Source organism: Pigmentiphaga soli, from assembly GCF_039541095.1.
Lineage (GTDB): Bacteria > Pseudomonadota > Gammaproteobacteria > Burkholderiales > Burkholderiaceae_B > Pigmentiphaga > Pigmentiphaga soli.
The window spans coordinates 16,387-37,263 of record NZ_BAABFO010000015.1 but is presented as its reverse complement, the minus strand read 5'-3'; the positions used below and the strand labels follow the sequence as shown (position 1 = coordinate 37,263).

Sequence of the window (20,877 nt, the reverse complement as noted above, 5' to 3'; positions counted from 1 at the left end):
AGACGTCCATCATGAGCCAAACCAGACACGCCAAAGTCCTCATCCTCGGTTCCGGCCCCGCCGGCTACACCGCCGCGGTCTACGCCGCGCGCGCCAACCTGTCGCCGATGCTGGTCACCGGCGTCGAGCAGGGCGGCCAGCTGATGACCACTACCGAGGTCGACAACTGGCCGGCCGACGTGCACGGCGTGCAAGGCCCCGAGCTGATGCAGCGCTTCCTGGAGCACGCGCAGCGCTTCAACACCGAGATCGTGTTCGACCACATCAACGCCGCCGACCTGGGCAAGCGCCCGTTCACGCTGCACGGCGATTCGGGCACCTACACCTGCGACGCGCTGATCATCGCCACCGGCGCCTCGGCCAAATACCTGGGCCTGCCGTCGGAAGAAAATTTCAAGGGCCGCGGCGTGTCGGGCTGCGCCACCTGCGACGGTTTTTTCTACAAGGACCAGGACGTGGCCGTGGTCGGCGGCGGCAATACCGCGGTCGAGGAAGCCCTGTACCTGGCCAACATCTGCCGCACCGTCACGCTGATCCACCGCCGGGACCGCTTCCGCGCCGAGCCGATCATGGTCGACAAGCTCAACGAGAAGGTCGCCGAGGGCAAGATCATCCTGAAGGTATTCAACGAGCTGGAGGAAGTGCTGGGCGATACCTCCGGCGTGACCGGCGCGCGGATCCGCAACAACCAGACCGACGCCACCGAAGACCTGGCCGTCACCGGCGTCTTCATCGCCATCGGCCACCAGCCCAATACCGGCATTTTCGCCGGCCAGGTCGACATGCAGGACGGCTACATCATCACCCGCAGCGGCCACCACGGCCTGGCCACGATGACCTCGGTGCCCGGCGTGTTCGCCGCCGGCGACGTGCAGGACTACGTCTACCGCCAGGCCATCACCAGCGCCGGCACCGGCTGCATGGCCGCGCTCGACGCGCAGCGCTGGCTGGACGGCGAAGCGGTCTGAGCCGCCGCGCCCATGCCATCGCCATCATGGCCGGCAAGCCCGCACGCCAAGGCCTCGACGGCCTGAAGGTCCTGCACAAGGAGCTCCAGGCCAGGCGCGAGGCCGAACAGGCCGCGCAAGCAGAAGCGCGGCGGCGCGCCGACGAGGCGCGCCGGGCCGCGGCGGAGTTCCGCGCGCTGGTGGGCCCGGTCGAACCGCTGCGGCCCGCCGGCCGCATCGAACCGCGCCGCGTCCCGCCGCCGCCGCTGCCGTTCAAGCGCTGGGAAGACGACAGCCAGGTGCTGCGCGAATCGGTCTCCGACGACTACGGCGCCGACTGGCTGATCGAAACCGACGACACCCTCTCCTTCCGCCGCCACGGCCTGGGCCAGGACACCGTGCGCAAACTGCGCCGCGGCCAATGGACGGTACAGTCCCAACTCGACCTGCACGGCCACCGCGTCGACGAAGCGCGCGAGGCGCTGGGCGAATTCCTGCGCCAATGCGTCAAACAGGAAATGCGCTGCGTGCGCGTGATCCACGGCAAAGGCCTGGGCTCGAAAAACCGAACCCCCGTGCTCAAGGAAAAAGTACGCCGCTGGCTGGTACAAAAAGAGGAAGTACTGGCTTTCGTGGAAGCCCGCCCCAACGACGGCGGCGCCGGCGTAGTGCTAGTCTTGCTAAAAAGCGCCGCGCCCCCCGCCTAGCGCCAGTGCATCCGGGGCACAGCGGATCCGGCTTTGCCGGTCCGCCCGTGCCGCCCCCTTGAGGGGGAGCGGCCAAAGGCCGCTAAGGGCTGGGGCTTCCCTTTCCGGTCCGCCCGTGCCGCCCCTTGAGGGGAAGCGGCCGAAGGCCGCTAAGGGGTGGGGCTTCCCTTTCCGGTCCGCGCGTGCCGCCCCTGGGGCGCGCGAAGCGCATGGGGGCCTTCTACACAGCGTCGGGGCCGGTTTCGCCGGTGCGGATGCGGATCACCTGGTCGACGCCGGTCACGAAGATCTTGCCGTCGCCGATCTTGCCGGTACGGGCCACCCGGATGATGGCCTCCAGCGCCTGCTCCACGAATTCATCGGCGATCACCAGTTCGACCTTGACCTTGGGCAGGAAGTCGACCACGTACTCGGCGCCGCGGTAGAGCTCGGTATGGCCTTTCTGCCGGCCGAAGCCCTTGACCTCGGTGACGGTGAGGCCGTTGACGCCCACCTGGGCGAGCGCCTCGCGGACCTCGTCGAGCTTGAAGGGCTTGATGATGGCGGTGACTTGTTTCATCGCAGATCTCCGGGACTATTCGATGACTTCGTTGAATCGGTGGGTGATCGGATGGCGCCAGCCCGCGCGAGAACGCTCGGTCACAGTCACGATCTCGTCACAGCGTACACCGAGGCGCGCGGCCATGTCGCGCGCCCGGGCGCCGCGCGGCGGACCGTGTCGCATGACGGCATCACGCCGGCACGACCTTGACGCGTCATGATTCGGCAGCGCGCGCCGGCCATAGGTTCCAAGGGTGCGACCCCCCATGCAAAGCCGCGCGATTATCGCATGGCTCCAACGCAGGGAGCTCATCTCTTGAATGGCGTATGCGACTCCAGTTCGTCCAGGTAGCGGTCGACGCCGCGCGTCTCGCGTTCCAGGAAATCGGCGATCGCCTGCGCGAAGCGCCCGTCGGCGATCCAGTGCGCCGACCAGGTGGCGGTGGGCAGCAACCCGCGCGACATCTTGTGCTCGCCCTGGGCGCCGCCCTCGAAACAGCCGATGCCGTGCGCGATGCAGTACTCGATGGCCTGCAGGTAGCAGGTCTCGAAATGCAGGCCCGAGACGAATTCCATGCTGCCCCAGTAGCGGCCGTACAGCACGCCGTCGCCAGCCACGTTCAGCGCGCTGGCCACCGGCTCGCCGTGGCGTTCGGCCAGGATCAGCAGCAACGCGTCCGGCAGCTCGGCGGCCAGTCGATGGAAAAAGGCCTGCGTCAGATAGGGCGAGGACCAGTGGTTGGCGTAGGTGGAGGCGTAGCAGCGGTAGAAGAAATCGATGTGGGCCGGCTCGATCTGGCGGCCGCGCAGATGGCGGAACGCGATGCCGGCCTCGGCCACGCGGCGGCGGTCCTGGCGGATCTTCTTGCGCTTGTCGTGGCTCATGCTGGCGAGGAAATCGTCGAACGAGGCATAGCCGTCGTCGCGCCAGTGGAACTGCACGCCCTCGCGCAGCATGCAGCCGGCCTCGCGCAGCGCCTCGACGTCGGCCGGCTGCGGGAACAGCACGTGCAGCGACGATACGCCGGCGCGCCGGGCCAGTTCGATCGCGGCCTGCGCCAGCAGCACGCGGTCGTCGTGGCCGGCGGCCAGCAGGCGCGGGCCGCCCACCGGCGTGAACGGCACGGCCGACAGGAGCTTGGGGTAGTACTCGATGCCGTGCCGCTCGAAGGCCTCGGCCCAGGCGTGGTCGAACACGTATTCGCCGCGCGAATGGCCCTTGAGATAAAGCGGCATCGCGCCTTCCAGCCGGCCCTTGCGCCGCAGCAGCAGATACTGCGGCAGCCAGCCCGTCTTGCGCGACGCGCAGCCGCTCCGGTGCAGCAGGTGGAGGAAGGCGTGGCCGACGAACGGGTTGCCGCCGGCCAGGGCGTCCCAGGCCTGGGGATCGACGCCTTCGAGCGTGTCGACCACTTCGATGCTGCTATCTGCCAATGTTGCTCCCTCGGGACGGCGCGGCCGCGCCGGGCGCCGCGCCTGCAGGCGTCATTGTAGGACCGCCGGCGCCGGCCGGCAGCAGCCTGCGCACGCCGGGCCAGCGGCGCCGCGCGACCGGCAGCCGTTCGGCCACGCCGTGCAGCAGCAGATGCCAGAACGGGTCGGCGTCGGGGGCCGAGCCGGCGTCGGGCTCGCGGCAGGCGCCGGCGATGGCGGCGCGGGCCACCAGGGCGTTGCGGTGGATGCGTACGAAGCGGCCGGGGAAGGCGCGCTCGAAGCGGTCCAGGCTGTCGGCCGTGAGCAGTTCGCCGTCGCGCATGCGGATCGTCACGTACTTGGCCTGGGCGCGCAGGTAGACGACCTCGGCCACGGGCACCGCCAGCGAGCGGCCGCGATCGAGCACGGCGATGTAGCCGTGGTCGGCGTCCTGATGGTCGTGGCTGCCGTGGCCATCGGGATTGCCATGAGCGCCATCGCCGTTGTCCTCGCCGCCGCTGCCGTCATGGCCCCCGGGGCTGCCGACCGGCCGTTGCGCCGTGCGCGGCGCGCTTCCCGCGCGCAGGCGCGCCAGCGCACGCGACAAGGCCAGCGCCAGGCGGTCGACGCGGACCGGGCGCAGCAGGCAGTCGGCCAGATCGAGCGAGGCGGACTGCGCGGCGATCTCCGCCGACGCGACCAACACCACTTGCGGCGGCTCGCGCAGCGCGCGCAGGGCGCGCGCCAGTCCGAGCGCGCTGCCGCCGGACAGCGCGGCGTCGAGCAGCACGATCCCGCCGGGCGTGCGAGCCGCCAGTCGCAGGGCTTCGTCGCCGCTGGCCGCTTCGATGCCGGCGCCGAGCGGCATCCTGGCGCGCAATTGGCGCAGCAGGCTCCGGAAGCGGCGCCGCGCGGCGGGGTCGCGGCCGACGATCAGCACGGCAGGCGAAGCCGCCACGGCCACCGCTGCCGGGGCGGTCATCGCCACCGTGCGCCGCGGCCGGCGGCGGACTGCGTTGCGTGCATCGGCGGGGCGTCGGTCAATGGCATCATCGTCTGGATCCGGTTCTTCCGGGATTGCATAAGGGACGGACGGGGCCGGATTTTCCGGCCAGGCGCGGCCTGGACCCCGGCCGGCGCGATCTATAATCGCGCCCATGCCCCAATCGACCGATCCCCGCCCCCAGGACCAGTTCGCCAAGAAGGCCGAAGCCTGGTCCGCCCGCTTCTCCGAACCGGTGTCCGACCTCGTCAAAAGGTACACCGCTTCGGTGGACTTCGACAAACGCCTGGCCGCCTTCGACATCGAAGGCTCGCTCGCCCATGCCGACATGCTGCAGGCGGCGGGCATCCTGTCGCAAGCAGACCTCGACGCCATCCGCGGCGGCATGGCCGCCATCCTGGCCGAAATCCAGGCGGGCCGCTTCGAATGGTCGCTCGACCTGGAAGACGTGCACCTGAACATCGAGCGCCGCCTGACCGAACTGGTGGGCGACGCCGGCAAGCGGCTGCACACCGGCCGCTCGCGCAACGACCAGGTGGCCACCGACATCCGCCTGTGGCTGCGGGCCGAAATCGATACCCTGCTCGACCTGCTGCGCCAGCTGCGCCACGCGCTGGCCGGCATCGCGCTCGAACATGCCGCCACCATCCTGCCCGGCTTCACCCACCTGCAGGTGGCCCAGCCCGTCACCTTCGGCCACCACCTGCTGGCCTATGCCGAGATGTTCGGCCGCGACGCCGAGCGGCTGGCCGACTGCCGCCGGCGGGTCAACCGCTTGCCGCTGGGCGCGGCCGCGCTGGCCGGCACCACCTACCCGATCGACCGCGAGCGCGTGGCGCGCACGCTGGGCTTCGACGGCGTCTGCCGCAACTCGCTCGACGCGGTGTCCGACCGCGACTTCGCGATCGAATTCTGCGCCGCCGCCGCGCTCATCATGACGCACGTGTCGCGGCTGTCGGAAGAACTGGTGCTGTGGATGAGCCCGCGCGTGGGCTTCATCGACCTGGCCGACCGCTTCTGCACCGGCAGCTCCATCATGCCGCAGAAGAAGAACCCCGACGTGCCCGAGCTGGCGCGCGGCAAGACCGGCCGCGTCAACGGCCACCTGGTGGCGCTGCTGACGCTGATGAAAGGCCAGCCGCTGGCCTATAACAAAGACAACCAGGAAGACAAGGAAGGCCTGTTCGACACCGCCGACACGGTGCGCGACACGCTGCGCATCTTCGTCGACCTGGCCGGCGGCATCGAGGTCCAGCCGGATGCCATGCGGGCGGCGGCCCTGCAAGGCTTCTCCACCGCCACCGACCTGGCCGACTATCTCGTCAAGCGCGGCGTGCCGTTCCGCGACGCGCACGAAGCGGTGGCCGCGGCCGTGCGCGCCTGCGTCGAACGCGGCTGCGACCTGGCCGACCTGTCGGTGGACGAACTGCGCGCCTTCCATGCCTCGGTGGGCGACGACGTGCACGCGGTGCTGACGCTGGAAGGCTCGGTGGCCGCGCGGGCGCACGTGGGCGGCACGGCGCCGGCGCGCGTGCGCGAAGAGGCGCAGCGGGTGCTGGGCGAAACCGCCGGCGGGCAGTAGGCCGCCCTTACCATCCCAGCGCCGGCCCGGCATCCCACATTTGTGGGATGCGGATGCCCTACCCCCTCCCTACCATTGCCGTCACATCATTGACCAATGCGGGGGGAAAACCTTGGACATCCAGCGACTTCTCATTGCGGGCGTGTGTGCGCTCGCGCTGACGCTTTCGGCTTGCGGCGGCGGCGACGACGATCCGTCGGACGGTTCGGCCACCAGCGGCGACACCTCGGGCACCGGCGGCACGGGGGGCACGGGCGACAACGGCGGCACCGGCGATAACGGCGGCACGGGCGGCACCGGAAGCAGCACGGCCACGCACAGCTACTACAGCGTGGACTTTTCCGATTTCCTGGTCGCGCGCACCGTCGACATCGACCATGAGAGCAACGCCGGCACGGTCACGCTGGGCAACGACACCGTCAGCTACACCTCGGATGACGACGGCAATGTGACGGCCTCCGGCTTCACGCTCACGGGCGACCTGCAGGAAGCCGACGGCGGCATGCTGGTCTGCAAGGACCTGAGCAGCACCACCACGGTGGGGCGCCACCTGATCCTGCCCGCCAACGCAGAGGCGGTCACCGACCTCAACGTGCTCAAGGGCCAATCGTTCCTGCTGATCGAGGACTGCGACATCGGCGGCCGCTTCGACTTCCAGGCCGACGGCTCGCTGGTCTGGACCGACATGATCGACGACGAGAACGAGCCGGAAACCTACCCGCCGTCGGTGGTCACGGCCCTGTTCTCGGCCAGCGGCCAGGAATGGGAGGACGGCGCGGTCGATCATCTCAAGCTGTACCGCGAACCGGACAGCGGCGTTCTGATCGTCGTTTCCTTCACCGCCGAAAATGACGGCGCGGATCGTTCGCTGGGGGTCGCCGTACCGCCTTCGCTGGTGGATTGAACGCGGGCAGCCAGCCGGCCGATGGCGCCGGCTGGCTGCTTTCCTGGTGGGTTCCGGACGTCGGCGCGCGGCCTCCCGCTCCACCATGCTTTTCAAGGCCTGCTTGAACGCCAAGGCGGGCGCAGGGACGTGGGTCGGATCGTCCGGTCCATGTCGGGAAGCACGCATTGTGGACGAGGGTGCCGGAAGGAACACTGACGCCACGCCCTCGACAGCCCGGCATCCCGCCGGGTCCCGACGGGTACGGAGTCCACCATGCCTGCAGTTCCCTGCCCGTCCGCCATGTCTGCCCGCCAGCGCGGGCAGGGCATGACGGAATATCTGGTCATCGTCGCTCTCGTCGCCGTTGCCGCCATCGCGGTCTATCAGCTGTTCGGCCAGGTCGTGCGGTCGCAAACGGCGGCCATGGCGCGCGAGCTCGCCGGCGAGGACGGCTCGGCGGAATCGCGCGCGGCGCAGACTGCCGCGGGTTCGGCCAAGGCGCAGACGGCGGCGCGCTCGCTGAAGTCCTTCACCGGCAATGCCGGGCTGGGGGGCAAGTAGGCATGCGCCCGCCGGTTCTGATCTCCGTGGAACGCGGGCAGGCGCTCGCGCTGGCCCTGGTGCTGCTGGCCGGCGCCGCCGCCGCCCTGGTGCAGATGTTCGATGCGGGCCGGCTGGTGCACCGCAAGGCCCGGCTCGCCAATGCGATCGATGCCGCCGCGTACAGCGGCGCGGTGGTGCAGGCGCGCGCGCTCAATTTCCTGGCCTATGCCAATCGCGCCGTGGTGGCTCACCAGGTAGCGATGGCCCATCTCGTCACGCTGGCGTCGTGGGCCCGGTTCGGCGACACGCAGGCGCGGCAGCTGGCGGCGTCCAACCCGCCGGCCACGCTGATCGGCGGCCTGTTCGGCGCCCGGCACGGCGCGGCCTACGCGGGCTCCGGCACGGCGCGCGGCGCGGGCGCGGATGCCGCGTGGCCCGATGGCGGGCTGGCGCGGGCCTTCGCCGGCCACGACGCGGTGGTGCACGACGTGCTGGCCCGCGCACAGGCGGCGGTCCAGGCGGGGCTGGCAGGCAGCCGCGACGCGGCGGTCCGCGCGATCCTGGCGGCCAATCATGACGGCGATCCAGCCGTGCTCGACCTGCGCTGGCTGGACGACGACCTGCCGGGCTTCATCGCGCGGCAGTCGGGCGGTGCCCGCGCCCGGCTCAAGAGCGTGGTCGAAACGGCGGCCGACCGCTACGGATTCCTGGCGCCGCGCGACCATACCGCATCCAGCCCGCTTCCCATCGATCGGAGATGCCCTTTGCTGCGCCACCAGCTGAGGCGGCGCGGCTCTACCGGCATGGCCGGTCTCGATGCCTGGCGTTCGCTGGATACGCAGTCGTATCACGCCTTGCGCTCCAATCGCTGGATAGGCTGCTATTACCGCGAGTATCCGATGGGCCGTGGCGCCGTCTTGCCGGGCAACGGCGGCGTGGATGCCGATACGCCTTATGTCGACGACCCGCCGGACGATTTCGCCGACCAGGACTTCTGGCGCTGGGTGCAACAGGCCACGCGGTGGGACCTGCTCGATGAAGCGGCCAATCCGCTGGCGAATTCTCTGGCCGTGGCGCAGCGCGACGTCTGGCGCGGACGAGGGCTGCCGGCCTTCCCGGAGTTGAGTGCCGATGCGCTGCGGATGGGAGGGACGGCGCGGCTGCGCTTCGCGGTCGTGGCGCGGCGCGACGGCGGCGCGTCTGGCGCGTCCCCGGTGACGGGATACCGCGTATCCGGCGCCTCGGCCGTTTCGCCTCGCGCGTCTCCCGCCCCGTTCACCGCCGTGGCGGCCGGCTCGCTGCGCTTCGGCGAAGCGCCGGCCCTGGCTGCGGTCGCCGCCGCCGAAACCTATTATCAGCGCCCGGGCCCGCGCGCCGATGGTCGGCGCGAACTGCCGAGCCTGTTCCAGCCGTATTGGCACGCCCGGCTCGGCGCCGCCACCGATGACGAGCGCCGGCGCGCCCTGGCCTTGCTGGAGGCGCCATGAAAGCCCCGCGAACCGGCGGCCAGGCCCTGGCCGAGGCGCTGGCGGCGCTCTCCGTGCTGGGTGCGCTCTTCGCGCTGATCCCCGCCGTCGGGCGCCTGCAGGACCTTGCGCTGCAGGCGTTGCTGGCAGGGCGCCATGCGGCATTCGGCATCGCGCAGGGTTGGTCGCAGCCCGCGCTGCGGCAGACGATCGGCACGCGATTTTTCGACCCGGGCCGGCACCGGTGGCTGGCGCTGGACGGCCGCGCCATGCTCGGCGCCGATGGCATCCAGGCATGGGGCGCGGTGGCGCCGCCGGCCGCTCGCGACGGGGCGTACCAGATCGGCGGCGGCGATCGGCAGGCGATGGCCTTGCGCGCGGAGCTGTTGTTTCCCGACCGCGGCGTGACCACGGGCGCCGTCAGGCTATCGCCTCGGCTGGGTGCCGCCGCCGGCGGTCGCGGCCTTGGCGGCCCTCGCAGCGTCCCTGCCGGTCTTCACGAATGGTCGAGCCTGCGTCCGGCCATCGCACGCAGCACGGTACTGCTGAGCGGCGAAGGCGCGGCCGGCGGCGACGACGCCGTGCAGGCGGCCATCGCCCGCGCCGGCCGTGCGTGGCAGGACGCGGCCCGGCCATCGGCAAACCTGGCGCGGGCCGACGATGCCAGGCTGTGGCGCCTGGATGCCGGTTGGCAGCGGCCGCGGCTGGATACCGACTGGCTGCAGCCTTGGCGCGGCGTGGTGCCGGCGGACCGCCTTGTGCCGGAGGTGCGGCGATGAACCCGCCCCGCCTTTCCCTTTCGGCCCTGCTTCGCAAGCGCGCTTTGCCGCTTGCAGCAGGCAGCGCGACGCGCCGGCCGGCGCCGCGCATGCGGCGTGCGGAAAGGGGTCCTGGCTCCATGGTGGACCGTCCTGGCCTGGCTGCCGGATACCTCCGCGTTCGCGCGCAACGCCGCGGGCCTCTTGCCGGACGCCGCGATGCGCCGAGCGGCGGGAAATGGCTGTGCCGTGCCGGCGGCGCGCTGGCCTGCGCGGCGGCGGGCGCGACGTCCGCGTCGTGGGCGGACATGCCGCGTTTCGTGTTGCCGGCCGGAAGCGTCGAGACGGGAATCGGACACGCCCTGTCGCTCGCAGGCAGACCGGCCGACGTCCGGTTCTTCTCCGCGCCGATGCCGCTGGCGCGACTGGCGGCGTGGCTGATCGCGCAGGCCGGGCCGGACGCCACGCTGACCGGATTGCCCGACGGCGCGCTGATCGCCGGCCGCAGCGAGGGCTGGTTGTGGTCGGTGCGACTGCGCGACGCCGGCAATCGAACCTACGGCATCGCATCGGGTACCGAGTTGACGGCACGGAAGGCTGCGCCGGCCCCGCCCGCATGGCTGCCGCCGGGGGCCGCGCTGCGCCTGGACCTATCGGCGCTGGATGACGGCGTGCGCGTGCGGCAGCAGGTCTATACCTTCGAGCGCGGCGCCGCGGATGTCCGCGCCGCGTTGGCCGCCAATCTCGCGGCGGCCGGGTGGCGGCCCGCGGCCGGTGCGGGTTCGGGTACGGCGGCCGAATGGCGGCTCGGCGGCCGGCGCGCGGCCTTCGTCGTGGTCGAATTGCCCGCGGGCAGCGGCGTGCTGCTGCAGTTGCATGAGGATCCGGCATGACGCCCCCCGTCTTCCACGCGTACGCCGACGACCTCCGTTGGGACTGTCGCAGCCGCTGCTGCGGCCCGCGCCGCACCGCCTGCGCACGCCGCACGAACTCCGGCTGCTCCGGATGCCAGCGCGGCCAGGCGATGATCGAGTACCTGGTGCTCGTCGCGGCGCTGGTTGCCGGCCTGGCCGCCGTGGGCCTGTATGGCGACGACGGCGGCCTGGCCGGGCGCCTGGTCGAGGCGTTGCGCGGTTTCCACCTGCGCTTCGCGGCGGCGCTGGCCTGGCCGGTGTAGCCATGCGGATGCCGGCTTTCACGATGGGCTCCCGCGGCTGGATGCTGGCCGTCGCGCTGGCCGCCGGCGCCGCCGCCGCGTGGCTCAGCCAGCGCCACATCCAGGCCCGCATCGATGCCATCGAGGCCGGCGCGCGCACCGAAACGACGCCGGTGCTGGTGGCGGCCGCCGACCTTCCGGCCGGCAGCCGGCTCGACGCAGACGCCGTCGCAGTGCGCGACATGCCGGTCGAATGGGTGCCCTCCGCCGCGCTGGGCCCGGCGCGCTATGCGGAGATCGAATCCGCGCGGCTTGCCTACCCGCTGCGGCGCGGCGACCCCGTTCTGGAGGTCCACGTCAAGACGCATCCGGCCTTCCTGTCCGACCGGCTGGCCGACGGCCGCCGCGCGGTCACCGTTCCGGTCGACGAAATGGGTTCGGTGTCCGGCCTGCTCAAGCCCGGCGACCTGATCGACCTGTACGTCTCGTTCGAACACCGGGGCCGCCGCACCACCCGGCCGCTGCTGCAAAGCGTTCGGGTGCTGGCCACCGGCCAACAGCTCGACGGCGATGCCGGCGGCACGGCGGCCGGGGGCGGTTTTTCGACCCTCACGCTCGATGCCTCGCCGGAAGACGCGGTCAAGCTGGTGGCCGCGCGCGACGGCGGCACGCTGACCGCGATGCTGCGCCGGCCCGACGACCCGCGTCCCGCGGCGGCGGTGCCGCGGGGCGACCTGCCCGGCCTGCTTGGCATGTCCGACCCGCCGCCCCCGCGCAGCGACGGACCGCGGGTATCGGTCATCTACGGCGACCGTCCGCCGCGCGTCATTCCGCGGCTCGGTCCGCCGCCGGCGGCGGATGTCTCCACGGACGACGCGGCGGCCGCCGACGGCGAGGCATCCCGATGATGCCGCGGCCTTCCCGCGCCGCAGGTTTCGCGGCGCGCGCCATCGCGCTGTGGCTGGCCGCGCTGCTGCGCGCCGCCGCGGCCGGACCGGCGGCGCTCGACCCGTTCGTCGATGATCCGTCGCTGCACGGCGCCGTCATGCCATGGGAGGCCGGCCTGTCCGGGCCGCCGCAGGCGCCGGTCGGCGCCGCCGAACCCTCGCCATCGGCGCCGCCGGCATCGCCGGACGCCGGCGACATCGAACTATTCGTCGGCGAAACCCGGGTGCTGCCGGCGCCCGATGTCGCCCGCATCGCGGTCGGCAACGGCCGGGTGGTCCACGCCTCCACCGCCGACGACAAGGAAGTCATCCTGTTCGGCAACACGCCCGGCGCGTCGTCACTGGTGGTATGGAAGCGCGACGGCAGCGCCGCCCGGCTGCACGTGACGGTCACGGCCGACGATACGCGCCGCGTGCAGCAGGAACTGGCCGCCTTCCTGGAACGTATCCCGACTGCCCGCAGCACCGTGGTGGGCGACAAGATCATCGTCGAAGGCGACGACCTGAGCGACGCCGACTACGCGAAAGTCGCCGTGCTGGCCCGCCGCTACCCGCAGATCGTCGATTTCACCGGCCAGATCGGCTGGGAACGCATGGTCATGATGGACGTCAAGGTGGTCGAGATTCCCCACGACCGGCTGCAGCAGCTCGGCGTGCGCTGGGATCCGACGTCGACCGGCGGACTCCAGGCCGGGTTCGCCTGGGATGCCGCCGCCAGCGGCCGGCTGCGGCGCGGGCCGCAGCAGGACGCGCAAGCCCGGCCGGGCGGCGGGCCGCTGGCGCTGCCGTTTCCGTCGCTCGGCCCGGCCGGCTATGCCGGCATCGACGCCCTGCTGTCGGCCCGCATCGATGCCCTGGCGCAGTCCGGCGAAGCGGTGGTGCTGGCGCAGCCGCAACTGTCGGCGCGCAGCGGATCGACCGCGCGTTTCATGGCGGGCGGCGAAGTGCCCTATGCCACCATCGACCGCAACGGGTCCTCCAACACCACGTTCAAGCCTTACGGCGTCTCGCTGGAGATCACGCCGCGGGTCGACCGCTCGGGCACGGTGCGCTCGGTCATCGAGGTCGAAGTCAGCACGGTCGACCCGGCGGTCACCGCGCCCGGCGGGCCGGCGCTGAAAGTGCGGCGCACGTCCACCGAATTCAATGTGCGTTCGGGCCAGACGCTGGTGCTCAGCGGCTTCCTGTCGCGCGAGCAGGCGAGCGACACCGATGGCATCCCCGGCCTGTCCGGGCTGCCCATCCTCGGCGCGCTGTTCCGCTCGCGGCGCTTCCAGCAGCGCGAAACCGAACTGGCGATTTTCGTCACGCCGGTGGTCGTCAGCCACGACGACGCGCCGCTGCGCGAGCGGGTCGAGCGCGCCGAACGCCTGCTCGACCAGACTTTCGGGCCGCCCCGGCTCGACGTGCCGCTGCGGCCCGACGCCAGCCACGCCATCGGCTCCATCCAGCGGGAGTAATCATGCTGCAGATCGATATTTCCAACGAGGACGGCTCGCGCCACGCGCTAGCCGTGGACTCGCCCGCCACCATCGGCCGCGCCGAGCTGTGCGCGGTCCGGCTGCGCGGCTGGCGGGTTGCCCGGATGCACGCGCGGCTGGCCGAGACGGCCGAAGGCGTGTTCGTCGAAGACCTGGGATCGCTGGCCGGCACCCTGGTCAACGGCCGGCGGATTTCGCATTTCGGTCCGCTGTCGGCCGACGACGAGATCTTCGTCGGCGCGGCGATGCTGCGGGTGCGCGGCGATGGTATCCGCGGCGCCCCGGCCGCGCCGCCGCCGGCCGCCCACGCGCAGGCTCCGGCCTTTCCCGCCGCGCCGCCCGCGAGCGCCGGCCCGGACGATCCCCAGGCCGGCGAATGGCTGCGCCGGCTGCACCTGCGGTTGCTCGAAGCGCTCGACATGCGGCGCCGCGACGTGGCGGCGATGAGCGACGCCGCCCTGCGCGAAGAGGCCGGCCGCCTGCTGGCGGGGCTGATCGCCGAAGCCGATGCCGACATCCCGCCGTCGCTCGACCGGCAGGCCTTGCGGCGGCGGGTGATCGACGAAGCGGTCGGGCTGGGGCCGCTCGAATCGCTGCTGGCCGATCCGGAGGTGTCTGAAATCATGGTCAACCGCCACGACGAGGTCTACGTGGAACGCGCCGGCACGCTGCACCGCCATCCGGCCGCGTTCAGCAGCGACCGCGCGGTGCTGGGCGTGATCGAGCGCATCGTCGCGCCGCTGGGCCGCCGCATCGACGAAAGCTCGCCGATGGTCGACGCGCGGCTGCGCGACGGCTCCCGCGTCAACGCCGTCATCGCGCCGCTCGCGCTCAAGGGCCCGGCGCTGACCATACGCCGCTTCCCCGCGCGCCGGCTGGCCATGCCCGACCTGCTGGCGGCCGGCTCGCTCGACGCGCCGATGGCGCGCTTCCTGCAGCTGTGCGTCGAGCACCGCAAGAACATCGTGGTATCGGGCGGCACGGGCTCGGGCAAGACCACGCTGCTGAACGTGCTGTCGGACTGCATCCCGCCCGGCGAACGGGTGGTCACCATCGAAGACGCCGCCGAGCTGCGGCTGGCGCACGAACATCTGGTATCGCTGGAGGCGCGGCCGGCCAATCTCGAAGGCCGCGGCGCCGTCACCATCCGCGACCTGGTGCGCAACGCGCTGCGGATGCGGCCCGACCGCATCGTGGTAGGCGAGTGCCGCGGCGCCGAGGCGCTCGACATGCTGCAGGCGATGAACACCGGGCACGAGGGCTCCCTGACCACGCTGCATGCCAATACGCCGCGCGACGCGATCGCGCGGCTGGAAACGATGGTGCTGATGGCCGGCATGGAGCTGCCGCTGGCGGCCATCAGAGAGCAGATCGCCGCGGCCGTCGACATCGTCGTGCAGCAGGCCCGCGCGGCGGGCGGCCAGCGCCGCGTGACGTCCATCGTCGAGGTCGGCGGCGTGGAGAGCGGCCGCGTGCAGACGCAGGAATTGTTCCGCTTCGAGCGCCATGCGTTCAGGGGCTGCGAACTGATGCCCAGCTTCTTCGACGCCTGGCGGGCGGGCGGCGTGGCGGTCGAGCCGGCGCTGTTCTGCGCCGCCACGCCAGTGGACGGCGGCGCGGCCGGGAGCGCGCCGTGACGGCCGCGGCCTGGGCCGCCGCCGGGGCGGCGATGGCGGCCGCCGCGCTGCTGGCCTGGCTCGCCCAGCGCGTCATGGTCGATGCCGCCGCCCGCTATCGCGCCGCTTTCGCCGAACACGCCCGCCTGCGCATGGGCGAGCTGTTCCTGTTCGTGGACATCCACCAGTTGTGGGCCGCCAGCCTGGCATTCGCCTGCGCCTGCGCGCTGCTGGCGGGACTGGCGTGGCAGAGCTGGCCGGCCGCGGCGGCCGGGCTGGCGGCGGGCCTGGCCTGCCCGGCGCGCGCCTCGGCCTGGCTGCGGCGGCGGCGCATGCGCCGTTTCGACGCCCAGTTGCCCGATGCCCTGATGGCGCTGGGCGGCGCCTTGCGGGCAGGCGCCGGCCTGCAATCGGCGCTGCGCCAACTGGTGATCGAATCGCCGGCGCCGCTGGCGCAGGAGCTCGGGCTGGTGCTGGCCGAACAGCGGCTGGGCGTCACGCTGGACGACGCGCTGTGCCACCTGTTCGAACGGCTGCCCACCGAGACCTGCAACCTGGTGGTATCGGCGCTGCGCATCGCCACCGATACGGGCGGCAGCCTGGCCGAGACGCTGGAGCGCATCGCGGCGACGGTACGCGCCCGGCTGCACATGGAAGGCCGCATCGGCGCGCTGACCGCGCAGGGCCGGCTGCAGGCCAGGGTGGTAGGCGCGTTGCCGCCGCTCATGGCCTGGGTGCTCTACGAGCTGGAACCCGACGCCATGCGGCCGCTGTTCACCACGCCGGCCGGCTGGGCCGTGATCGCGGCGGTCGCAGCGCTGGAAACGCTCGGACTATGGATGATCGGCCGCATCGTCCGAATAGAGGTGTGAGCATGGCCCCGCCAACCGAGATGCCATCTGCCGCGATGCTGGCCGTGCCCTGGCTGGCGGCGGTTGCGGCGGCCATTGGCGCCGCAGCCGCCGCGGCGTGGCTGCATGCCTGGCTGGCGCACAGCGCGCCGCCGGCGCTGCTGCAGCGGCGGCCGCTGCCGTACCGGGTATGGGGACGGCTGGCGGCTGCGGCCGGACGGGCGGCGTCGGGATGGCTGTCGCCGCGGCGGCGGCGCGCCATCGAACGCGGGCTGGGCCGCGCCGGCCTGCGCCATGAGCTGGATGCGGTCCACTATCACGGCATGCAATGCATGGCGGGCACCTTGCTCGCCGCGGCAGGCGTGGCGCTGGCGGCGGCGGCCGGGGCCTCGCCCATGGCGATGGCCGGCACCGGGCTGGCGGGCGCCGCGTCGGGCGCGGCACTGCCGGCCTGCTGGCTGCGCGAACGCGTGCGCGAGCGCAACCGCCGCATCGTGCGCGCGCTGCCCTTCATGCTGGACATGGCCACGCTGTGCGTCGAAGCCGGGCTCGGCCTGCCGGCCGCCCTGCAGCAGGCGGCCGCCAAGGGGCCGGCGGGCCCGCTGCGCGACGAATTGATGCGCCTGCACGGCGACGTCCGCGCCGGACTGCCGCGCACCCAGGCCCTGCGCGACCTGGCCGACCGCGTCGACGAGCCGGCGCTGCGCGCCCTGGTCCACGCCCTGGTGCAGGCCGACACGCTCGGCATGAACCTAGCCCCGCTGCTGCGCGCACAGTCCGACCAGCGGCGCACCGAACGCTTCCTGCAGGCCGAGAAACTGGCGCTGGAAGCGCCGGTGAAAATGCTGCTGCCCCTGATCGCATGCATATTCCCGTGCACCTTCGTCGTGATCGCGTTCCCGATCGCGGTCAGGCTGCTGGAACTGGCGGGCTGACCATGCGCTGGCGCCTGGCCACGACCTTCGGCGCCCGGCTGCGCGGCCTGCTGGGCCGGCCGCCCCTCGCGCCCGGCGAGGCGTTGTGGATCGCGCCCTGCAAGGCCGTGCACACCTTCGGCATGCGGCACGCCCTCGACGTCGCCTTCATCGACCGGCACGGCCGCATCGTGCGCATCGTGCCGGAACTGCGACCATGGCGCATCGCGTTCTGCCCCGCAGCCGCCGCGGTGGCGGAGGCGCGAGCCGGAGAATCGGTCCGCGGGGGTTGGCGACACGGCATGGCGCTACGGCCTCCCGGCGCGACGCCGGCGGCGGGAGGCCCGCCCGACGCGTCGTTTACACTGCCCGATCCGCCAATGCCTCGCCCGACCGCCGTGAAACTATTCTCCGACCAAGACCTCTCCTGGGGCGCCTTCATAGCCTCCCTGGCCATCATGTTCGTCGCCGTCAACGCCTTCCGCGGCCCCCTGCCCGACGGCCCCATCGAAGCCCGCCTCCCCTTGCTGCTCCAATACCTCGGCGCCTTCATGGCGTCGGTCTTGTTCGGCTGCGCGATCGTGGCGATCATCTGGGCGGTGCGGCGCTTCACCGGCCGCGGCTACCCCACCCCGCGCCGCGACCTGGCCGTGGCCATCCTGCTGATGATGCTGGTCACCTTCCGCAGCAATGACGCCTCCGCCCAGCCGACGCCCGCCATGACGCAGGCGACGCCGATATCGCACCCCACAAGGCCGCCGGCGGAGATTTCGTCGACGGCGTCATTGCCTACGACGGCACCTGGCTGGGCGCCGATGTCTTCGTGACCTTCGACAAGCGGGCGGCGTCGCTGCCGGGCGGCCAGGGCCTTGCCGTTCGGGTGCCCTGACTGTCCGCCGCGCCTGGAACCGCCGCGCCTGGAACCGCTACGCCGGGCCCCGCGGCGCACCGCCGAAGCCGCCCCTGAAATGCGCGACAATACCGCCCGACGCGGCCGCCCTTCCCCCGGCGACGCCGCCCCCAGGAGACATCATGTGCGGTTTTGATTTCGACACAGAAGACATCGAGTTCAGGCAGGTTGCCGGCCAGCGGCTGTCGGGCCGGCTCTACCGCCCGCGCGGCGCCGGCGAAACGCCGCTGCTGGTGGACGTGCACGGCGGCGCGTGGATCAATGGCGATCGCCTTACCAACGCGTCGATCCACGAGGCGCTGGCGCGCGACGGCATCGCCGTGTTCGCGATCGATTTCCGCCTGCCGCCGGTGGCGCGCTACCCCGACACCGTGGCCGACGTCAACGCCGGCCTGCGCTGGGCCCTGCGGCACGCGCGCGACCTGGGCAGCCGGCGCGAGCTGGTGGGCGGCCTGGGCACCTCCAGCGGCGGCCACCTGATGGCGCTGAACCTGCTGCGGCCGAACGATCCGCTCTACGCAGAAGAACCCGGCACCGGCGGCCTGTTCGACTACGTGATCCTGTGCTGGCCCATCGTCGATCCGCTGGCGCGCTACAAAATGGTGACGGCCAAGGGCATCGACCGCCTGGTCGACGCCCACCACCAGTTCTGGCCCAGCGTGGCCGACATGGAAAAAGGCAATCCGCAACTGATCGTCGAACGCGGCGAATTCGAGCGGCCGCTGCCCAACGCGCTGCTGATCCAGGGCACGCAAGACGGCAACGTCGACCACTACCGTGCCGACATGTTCGGCGCCGCCTACCGCGCGGCGGGCGGCCGCGCCGAAGTGCTGAAGTACGAAGGCGAGCCCCACGTCTTCATGACCGCCAAGCCCGATGCCCCGGCCACGCTCGACGCGCTGGAACACATGAAGCGCTTCGTGCGCGAACAGACCGCCGGACGCTGACGCCGCCGCGCCGCTGTCGGCAAAAAGCGCCGATCTTCGCGCTCCTGACTGCAACGCACACAAATTGTTGCCGTATCCGCCCAGGCATTGCAGATAACATCGCTAGGGCTCATACCCATAGCAATAACTTCAGGAGCGTCATATGCACATCTCTCTGCCCAGAGTCGCGGTCATCGCGGCGTTGGCCGCGTTCACTGCCGGCTGCGCCAACCAGCAACAACAAAACACCGCCGTCGGGGCCGGCGGCGGCGCCGCGCTCGGCGCAGGGCTGGGAGCCCTGTTCGGCAACTCCAAGGGCGCCGCGATCGGCGCCGGCGTCGGCGCCGTGGCCGGCGGCCTGGTCGGCTACAACTGGAGCAAGATCAAGCGTGACGTCGAACAGGCCCCCGGCGCCCAGAGCCTGGGCATCGACGTGACCGAACAGCCCGACGGCACGCTCAAGGTCAACGTGCCCAGCGGCGGTTCATTCGATACCGGCAGCTACCAGCTCAAGCCGGCGCTGCTGCCCGTGCTCGACAGCGTGGCCAATGCGCTGAACCAGAACCCCACCCTGTACGCGCGCGCCGTCGGCCACACCGACAACACCGGCCAGCTGGCGATGAACCAGACGCTGTCTGTCAACCGCGCCACCTCGGTCACCAACTACCTGGCCAGCAAGGGCGTGGCCCCCGGCCGGCTGAGCGCCGAAGGCCGCGGCCCCAACGATCCGGTCGCCGACAACAACACGGCCGAAGGCCGGGCCGCCAACCGCCGCATCGAAATCTACCTGTACGCCGTCAAGCAATGACGCACCGGGGCGGCCCGGGCCGCCCCTTCCTTCTCTTCTGCGCCTAGCCGGCCTTGCTCAAAGGCTGCGCGCGCACGGCCTGCGACGCATCGATCTCGTCGCCCAGATCGTGCAGATGCCGCAGGAAGGCCTTCACCCCGGCCGACGGCGCGCCGTCGGCGCGCGTACCCACCCCGATCGGCACCGACAGCCCTTCCAGGTCCAGCGGCAGGATCTGCAGCAGCTCGGCCGATTCGTCGATCTCGATCTGGTGGCGCGAGATGATGGCCAGCCGGTCGGACTCCAGCAACAGCGTGCGGACCGTGAACAGCGAGTTCGACTCGATCGGGTTGCTGCCCAGGTCGAGCCCGGCCTCGCCGGCGATGCGGTCCAGGTACATGCGCGCCGGCGTGCCGGCGCGCGGCACCACCCACTGCGCGCCCGCCAGGTCCGCCATGTCGAGCCGCGCGCGCGAGGCCAGCCGGTGCCCCTTGCGGACCACGATCGACAGCCGGTCGTCGAACAGATGCTCCTTGACGATGTCGCACGGCGGCGTCGGATAGTCCAGGGCGCCGATGATGATGTCGACGTCGCCGCACAGCACGCCCTGGATCAGCGACTGGAAAGTGCCCTCCACCACCGATACCTGCAGGCCGGGATGCTCGCGCAGCAGCCGGTTGATCGCCCGCGGCGCCAGCAGCGCGCCCGCCATCGGCAGCGAGCCCACCACCACCCGGCCGGTAAGCTGGCCCTGCAGCGACGACATGTCGGACCCCGCGGCCATGATCTCGGCGAACGCCAGCTTGGCGCGCCGGATCAGGATCTCGCCGCCGGCGGTCGGGATCATGGCCTTGACCGTGCGGTGGAACAACTGGCTGCCCGCCAGCCGCTCCAGTTCGCGCAGCGCCGCGGTCACGGCCGGTTGCGACAGCGACATGCGGCGCGCGGCGCCCGATTCGGTCTGGTGATCGGCGATGCCGATCAGCGCCGCCAGCTGGCGGTGCGTGACCTTGCCACAGAAGCCCGCGCAGGGCGGCGCCTCGGGCCCGGCCTCGCGCAGCTCCTGTTCGGCTGCCTCGATGTGGGACAAGGCGCGCCGCACGCGGCCGGCCAGGATGTGGCCGAAGCGGGTGGCAACCATGCCGCGGCTGGTACGCAGGAACAGAGGCACCTCGGCCGCGCGTTCCAGCTCCTGCACCGCTTTGGTTAGCGATGACTGCGTTAGGTGCAGTTTCCCGGCGGCCCGATGCGCGCTGCCGCAGTCGATGACCGCCAGCGCCATGCGCAATCGGCGCAGATTGGGCTCGATTCCGCCGGGATAGCGGGAAGCCGGACGGGACGTATCGGCCGCAAGGGAAATCGCAGGCATGTTGCTACCTCTCTGATGACCCACGGCAATAAGCAAAAACCGTGCAACGCGATGCCGCCGGCCCTGCGCCGTCCA

Annotated in this window: 21 protein-coding genes; 17 read left to right on the top strand and 4 right to left on the bottom strand. The window is 71.8% G+C overall.

Features of this window, described 5'->3' with window-relative positions; genetic code table 11:
• Positions 1-11 precede the first annotated feature (11 nt).
• Entirely contained in the window at positions 12-968 is a 957-nt protein-coding gene (trxB, locus tag ABD927_RS15575) for a thioredoxin-disulfide reductase (protein WP_345250751.1), read from the top strand.
• A gap of 26 nt (positions 969-994) precedes the next feature.
• Positions 995-1,654: a Smr/MutS family protein gene (locus tag ABD927_RS15570; protein WP_345250750.1), complete on the top strand. Its 660-nt coding sequence runs from the start codon at positions 995-997 to the stop codon at positions 1,652-1,654.
• A gap of 220 nt (positions 1,655-1,874) precedes the next feature.
• Here the strand turns inward: ABD927_RS15570 and ABD927_RS15565 are convergent, their stop codons facing one another.
• From ABD927_RS15565 to ABD927_RS15555, 3 genes are all read right to left on the bottom strand, one after another.
• A complete protein-coding gene (locus ABD927_RS15565; RefSeq protein ID WP_345250749.1) occupies positions 1,875-2,213 on the bottom strand; it encodes a P-II family nitrogen regulator in 339 nt (112 codons plus the stop codon).
• A 290-nt stretch (positions 2,214-2,503) separates the two neighbouring features.
• Entirely contained in the window at positions 2,504-3,628 is a 1,125-nt protein-coding gene (locus ABD927_RS15560; RefSeq protein WP_345250748.1) for a GNAT family N-acetyltransferase, read from the bottom strand.
• Entirely contained in the window at positions 3,618-4,589 is a 972-nt protein-coding gene (locus tag ABD927_RS15555) for a LytR/AlgR family response regulator transcription factor (RefSeq protein ID WP_345250747.1), read from the bottom strand. Before ABD927_RS15555 ends, ABD927_RS15560 begins: the two co-directional genes overlap by 11 nt.
• A gap of 175 nt (positions 4,590-4,764) precedes the next feature.
• On the opposite strand from ABD927_RS15555, the gene argH reads away from it, so the two are divergent.
• The 15 genes from argH (at position 4,765) to ABD927_RS15480 (ending at position 19,454) form a co-directional block, all read left to right on the top strand.
• The gene (argH, locus tag ABD927_RS15550) at positions 4,765-6,192 is read left to right on the top strand and encodes an argininosuccinate lyase (protein WP_345250746.1); all 1,428 of its coding nucleotides are present in this window, start codon (positions 4,765-4,767) and stop codon (positions 6,190-6,192) included.
• Between the two features lie 112 nt (positions 6,193-6,304).
• A complete protein-coding gene (locus ABD927_RS15545) occupies positions 6,305-7,096 on the top strand; it encodes a hypothetical protein (RefSeq protein WP_345250745.1) in 792 nt (263 codons plus the stop codon).
• 255 nt (positions 7,097-7,351) lie between these two features.
• Entirely contained in the window at positions 7,352-7,639 is a 288-nt protein-coding gene (locus tag ABD927_RS15540; RefSeq protein WP_425570265.1) for a hypothetical protein, read from the top strand.
• Positions 7,640-7,641: 2 nt separating this feature from the next.
• On the top strand, positions 7,642-9,108 hold the full coding sequence (locus ABD927_RS15535; protein WP_345250744.1) for a hypothetical protein: 1,467 nt from the start codon (positions 7,642-7,644) through the stop codon (positions 9,106-9,108).
• Entirely contained in the window at positions 9,105-9,866 is a 762-nt protein-coding gene (locus tag ABD927_RS15530) for a hypothetical protein (protein ID WP_345250743.1), read from the top strand. Before ABD927_RS15535 ends, ABD927_RS15530 begins: the two co-directional genes overlap by 4 nt.
• Complete coding sequence (locus tag ABD927_RS15525; RefSeq protein WP_345250742.1) at positions 9,863-10,738, top strand: hypothetical protein; 876 nt, start codon at positions 9,863-9,865, stop codon at positions 10,736-10,738. The genes ABD927_RS15530 and ABD927_RS15525 overlap by 4 nt, the downstream gene beginning before the upstream one ends.
• Entirely contained in the window at positions 10,735-11,022 is a 288-nt protein-coding gene (locus ABD927_RS15520) for a hypothetical protein (protein ID WP_345250741.1), read from the top strand. Before ABD927_RS15525 ends, ABD927_RS15520 begins: the two co-directional genes overlap by 4 nt.
• A 2-nt stretch (positions 11,023-11,024) precedes the next feature.
• A complete protein-coding gene (gene cpaB / locus ABD927_RS15515) occupies positions 11,025-11,909 on the top strand; it encodes a Flp pilus assembly protein CpaB (RefSeq protein WP_345250740.1) in 885 nt (294 codons plus the stop codon).
• Positions 11,906-13,408, top strand: coding sequence for a type II and III secretion system protein family protein (locus ABD927_RS15510; protein WP_345250739.1), 1,503 nt, complete (start codon positions 11,906-11,908; stop codon positions 13,406-13,408). Before cpaB ends, ABD927_RS15510 begins: the two co-directional genes overlap by 4 nt.
• A gap of 2 nt (positions 13,409-13,410) precedes the next feature.
• Entirely contained in the window at positions 13,411-15,066 is a 1,656-nt protein-coding gene (locus tag ABD927_RS15505) for a TadA family conjugal transfer-associated ATPase (protein ID WP_345250738.1), read from the top strand.
• Positions 15,063-15,917: a type II secretion system F family protein gene (locus ABD927_RS15500; protein ID WP_425570263.1), complete on the top strand. Its 855-nt coding sequence runs from the start codon at positions 15,063-15,065 to the stop codon at positions 15,915-15,917. The genes ABD927_RS15505 and ABD927_RS15500 overlap by 4 nt, the downstream gene beginning before the upstream one ends.
• 2 nt (positions 15,918-15,919) lie before the next feature.
• Entirely contained in the window at positions 15,920-16,831 is a 912-nt protein-coding gene (locus tag ABD927_RS15495) for a type II secretion system F family protein (protein ID WP_345250737.1), read from the top strand.
• Positions 16,832-16,833: 2 nt separating this feature from the next.
• Positions 16,834-17,637, top strand: a complete 804-nt coding sequence (locus tag ABD927_RS15490; RefSeq protein WP_345250736.1) for a DUF192 domain-containing protein — start codon at positions 16,834-16,836, stop codon at positions 17,635-17,637.
• A gap of 205 nt (positions 17,638-17,842) precedes the next feature.
• Complete coding sequence (locus ABD927_RS15485; protein ID WP_345250735.1) at positions 17,843-18,667, top strand: alpha/beta hydrolase; 825 nt, start codon at positions 17,843-17,845, stop codon at positions 18,665-18,667.
• Between the two features lie 142 nt (positions 18,668-18,809).
• The gene (locus ABD927_RS15480; RefSeq protein ID WP_345250734.1) at positions 18,810-19,454 is read left to right on the top strand and encodes a YiaD family glycine zipper/OmpA-like lipoprotein; all 645 of its coding nucleotides are present in this window, start codon (positions 18,810-18,812) and stop codon (positions 19,452-19,454) included.
• Between the two features lie 43 nt (positions 19,455-19,497).
• On the opposite strand, the gene ABD927_RS15475 is transcribed toward ABD927_RS15480, so the two are convergent.
• Positions 19,498-20,802 (bottom strand): LysR family transcriptional regulator, encoded by a 1,305-nt coding sequence (locus tag ABD927_RS15475; RefSeq protein ID WP_345250733.1) that lies wholly within the window; start codon positions 20,800-20,802, stop codon positions 19,498-19,500.
• Positions 20,803-20,877 lie beyond the last annotated feature (75 nt).

Excerpts from the sequence above, each read along its gene's own strand:
- trxB (WP_345250751.1), top strand. The coding sequence starts at position 12 with ATGAGCCAAACCAGACACGCCAAAGTCCTCATCCTCGGTTCCGGCCCC.
- ABD927_RS15570 (WP_345250750.1), top strand. The coding sequence starts at position 995 with ATGGCCGGCAAGCCCGCACGCCAAGGCCTCGACGGCCTGAAGGTCCTG.
- ABD927_RS15565 (WP_345250749.1), bottom strand. The coding sequence starts at position 2,213 with ATGAAACAAGTCACCGCCATCATCAAGCCCTTCAAGCTCGACGAGGTC.
- ABD927_RS15555 (WP_345250747.1), bottom strand. The coding sequence starts at position 4,589 with ATGACCGCCCCGGCAGCGGTGGCCGTGGCGGCTTCGCCTGCCGTGCTG.
- argH (WP_345250746.1), top strand. The coding sequence starts at position 4,765 with ATGCCCCAATCGACCGATCCCCGCCCCCAGGACCAGTTCGCCAAGAAG.
- ABD927_RS15540 (WP_425570265.1), top strand. The coding sequence starts at position 7,352 with ATGCCTGCAGTTCCCTGCCCGTCCGCCATGTCTGCCCGCCAGCGCGGG.
- ABD927_RS15535 (WP_345250744.1), top strand. The coding sequence starts at position 7,642 with ATGCGCCCGCCGGTTCTGATCTCCGTGGAACGCGGGCAGGCGCTCGCG.
- ABD927_RS15530 (WP_345250743.1), top strand. The coding sequence starts at position 9,105 with ATGAAAGCCCCGCGAACCGGCGGCCAGGCCCTGGCCGAGGCGCTGGCG.
- ABD927_RS15525 (WP_345250742.1), top strand. The coding sequence starts at position 9,863 with ATGAACCCGCCCCGCCTTTCCCTTTCGGCCCTGCTTCGCAAGCGCGCT.
- ABD927_RS15520 (WP_345250741.1), top strand. The coding sequence starts at position 10,735 with ATGACGCCCCCCGTCTTCCACGCGTACGCCGACGACCTCCGTTGGGAC.
- cpaB (WP_345250740.1), top strand. The coding sequence starts at position 11,025 with ATGCGGATGCCGGCTTTCACGATGGGCTCCCGCGGCTGGATGCTGGCC.
- ABD927_RS15510 (WP_345250739.1), top strand. The coding sequence starts at position 11,906 with ATGATGCCGCGGCCTTCCCGCGCCGCAGGTTTCGCGGCGCGCGCCATC.
- ABD927_RS15505 (WP_345250738.1), top strand. The coding sequence starts at position 13,411 with ATGCTGCAGATCGATATTTCCAACGAGGACGGCTCGCGCCACGCGCTA.
- ABD927_RS15495 (WP_345250737.1), top strand. The coding sequence starts at position 15,920 with ATGGCCCCGCCAACCGAGATGCCATCTGCCGCGATGCTGGCCGTGCCC.
- ABD927_RS15490 (WP_345250736.1), top strand. The coding sequence starts at position 16,834 with ATGCGCTGGCGCCTGGCCACGACCTTCGGCGCCCGGCTGCGCGGCCTG.
- ABD927_RS15485 (WP_345250735.1), top strand. The coding sequence starts at position 17,843 with ATGTGCGGTTTTGATTTCGACACAGAAGACATCGAGTTCAGGCAGGTT.
- ABD927_RS15480 (WP_345250734.1), top strand. The coding sequence starts at position 18,810 with ATGCACATCTCTCTGCCCAGAGTCGCGGTCATCGCGGCGTTGGCCGCG.
- ABD927_RS15475 (WP_345250733.1), bottom strand. The coding sequence starts at position 20,802 with ATGCCTGCGATTTCCCTTGCGGCCGATACGTCCCGTCCGGCTTCCCGC.